The following is a 2,247-nucleotide window of genomic DNA, read 5'->3' as shown; positions in this document are numbered from 1 at the left end:
CCATCCCCTGGAGTGAGGTCGGGTTGGGCGATCGGGCGCGCAGACCGACCATCAAGGCAAGGAGACACGACATGGAGACCGAGAAGCTCAGGATCCTCAAGATGCTCGAGGACAAGAAGATCACGGCCGACGAGGCCGCGAAGCTCATCGACGCCCTGGACCGCGCCGACTCGCGCCCCTCGGAGCGCGAGCTCAAGCGCCGCTGGATCCACGTCAAGGTGGAGCAGGACGGCGACGAGACCGTGAACATCCGAGTGCCGCTGGCGCTCCTCAAGCTCGGGTTCAAGTTGGCGCCGCATGCCCTTGCCGCCGGGGCCCGGAGGAGCGAGCGCCGCGCGGAGATGGCCAAGGAGAGGGCGGAACGGGCCATGGAGAAGGCCGAGCGGATCAAGGAGAAGGTCCGCCGGAAGCTGCAGGAGAAGCTCGGGCCCGACGCCGATGTCGAGGAGCTGACGGGCGCGTTCACCGAGGGGCTCGAGGGCCTGCACGAGGAGCACGCCGGGCCGCACGCGCTCTTCGGGCACAACGGGCTCGCGGGGCTCGACCTGGACATCGAGCAGATCATCAAGATGGCGCAGGAGGACGGGTTCGACGGCAAGATCCTCGACGTCTACGACGACGAGGAGGACAAGAGGGTCACGATCAGGCTGGAATAGGCGGGCGGGTCTCAGCCGCAGCTGCAGGACTTGCACGACGAGGCGGAGCACGACTCGCAGGCGCCGCCGGCGCCGCCGGCCACGCGGGACATGAGCGGCCTCGACCTCTTCGAGCCGCAGGACGGGCACCTGTGGGGCTTGCCCCGGTCCTCGAACGACTCGAGCTCCTCGAAGCGCGACCCGCAGGCCCTGCATTCGTACTCGTACAGAGGCATCGCCAGCATCATAGCGCCTCCCCCGCCCTCGGTCAAGCCGGCGCCCGGCAGGTGTTTCCCACTTGACGGGCGCTCGGCGCGCCCCCTACCATCCTCGCCACGTGCACCCCAACGGGGAGTTCCCACGATGCGCCTCGGAGACAGCATGGTGACCATCGCAGACGTGTTCGCCCGGGAGATCCTCGACTCGCGCGGCAACCCGACGGTCGAGGTGGACGTGACGCTCGAGTCGGGCGTCGTGGGCAGGGCCGCGGTCCCGTCCGGCGCCTCGACCGGCACGCACGAGGCCGTCGAGCTCCGGGACGGCGACGAGAAGCGCTACGGCGGGAAGGGCGTCCAGAAGGCAGTGGCGAACGTCAACGAGACCATCGCCCCGGAGATCATCGGCCTCGAGGCCGACGAGCAGCCCGACATCGACGGCATCCTCCTCGAGCTGGACGGCACGGAGAACAAGGCGTCGCTCGGGGCGAACGCGATCCTCGGCGTGTCGCTCGCCTGCGCGCGGGCCGCGGCGGTCGCGCTCGACATCCCGCTCTACCGCCACATCGGCGGCGTGAACGCGCGGACCCTCCCCGTCCCGCTCATGAACGTCCTCAACGGCGGAAAGCACGCGGACAACAACCTCGACATCCAGGAGTTCATGATCGTCCCCGCGGGCGCCCCGTCCTTCACCGAGGCCATTCGCATGGGCGCGGAGGTCTTCCACGCGCTCCGCAGCGTGCTCAAGTCGCAGGGGCTTTCCGTCGCCGTGGGCGACGAAGGCGGGTTCGCGCCGAACCTCGGCTCGAACGAGGAGGCCCTGGGCGCCGTCGTCCGGGCCATCGACAAGGCGGGCTACGAGCCCGGCAAGGACGTCTTCCTCGCGCTCGACCCGGCCGCGAGCGAGTTCTACAAGGACGGAAGGTACGTCTTCGCGGCCGAGAAGAAGAGCCGCACGAGCGAGGAGATGGTCGAGTACTACGCCGAACTCGTGGAGCGCTATCCCATCGTCTCCATCGAGGACGGCCTGGCCGAGGACGACTGGCGCGGCTGGGTTCGGCTGACCGAGCAGCTCGGCGGCGACATCCAGATCGTGGGCGACGACATCTTCGTGACCAACCCCGACCGCCTCGCCCGCGGCATCGAAGAGGGCGCGGCGAACTCGATCCTGATCAAGCTGAACCAGATCGGGACGCTCACCGAGACGCTCGACACGGTCGCGATGGCGCACCGGAGCGGGCTCACGACGGTCATCTCGCACCGCTCGGGCGAGACCGAGGACTCGATCATCGCCGACGTCGCCGTCGCGGTGAACGCGGGGCAGATCAAGAGCGGAAGCGCGTCGAGGACGGACCGCCTCTGCAAGTACAACCAGCTCATCCGCATCGAGGAGGAGC

Annotated in this window: 3 protein-coding genes; 2 read left to right on the top strand and 1 reads right to left on the bottom strand. The window is 68.9% G+C overall.

The genetic code is table 11. From position 1 onward, the window contains the following. Positions 1-71: 71 nt before the first annotated feature. Positions 72-656 carry a hypothetical protein gene (locus tag FJY74_09805; protein ID MBM3308607.1) on the top strand — a complete coding sequence of 195 codons (585 nt, stop codon included), beginning with the start codon at positions 72-74 and terminating at the stop codon, positions 654-656. 11 nt (positions 657-667) lie between these two features. Here FJY74_09805 and FJY74_09800 read toward each other — a convergent pair whose 3' ends face one another. Further along, the gene (locus tag FJY74_09800; GenBank protein ID MBM3308606.1) at positions 668-871 is read right to left on the bottom strand and encodes a zinc ribbon domain-containing protein; all 204 of its coding nucleotides are present in this window, start codon (positions 869-871) and stop codon (positions 668-670) included. A gap of 145 nt (positions 872-1,016) precedes the next feature. Here FJY74_09800 and eno point away from each other — a divergent pair. After that, the coding region (eno, locus tag FJY74_09795; GenBank protein ID MBM3308605.1) for a phosphopyruvate hydratase at positions 1,017-2,247 on the top strand (1,231 nt) is incomplete at its 3' end.

The organism is Candidatus Effluviviaceae Genus I sp., assembly GCA_016867725.1.
GTDB lineage: Bacteria > Joyebacterota > Joyebacteria > Joyebacterales > Joyebacteraceae > VGIX01.
The sequence above is the reverse complement of the archived record's forward strand: the minus strand, read 5'-3'. Positions and strand labels throughout refer to the sequence as shown.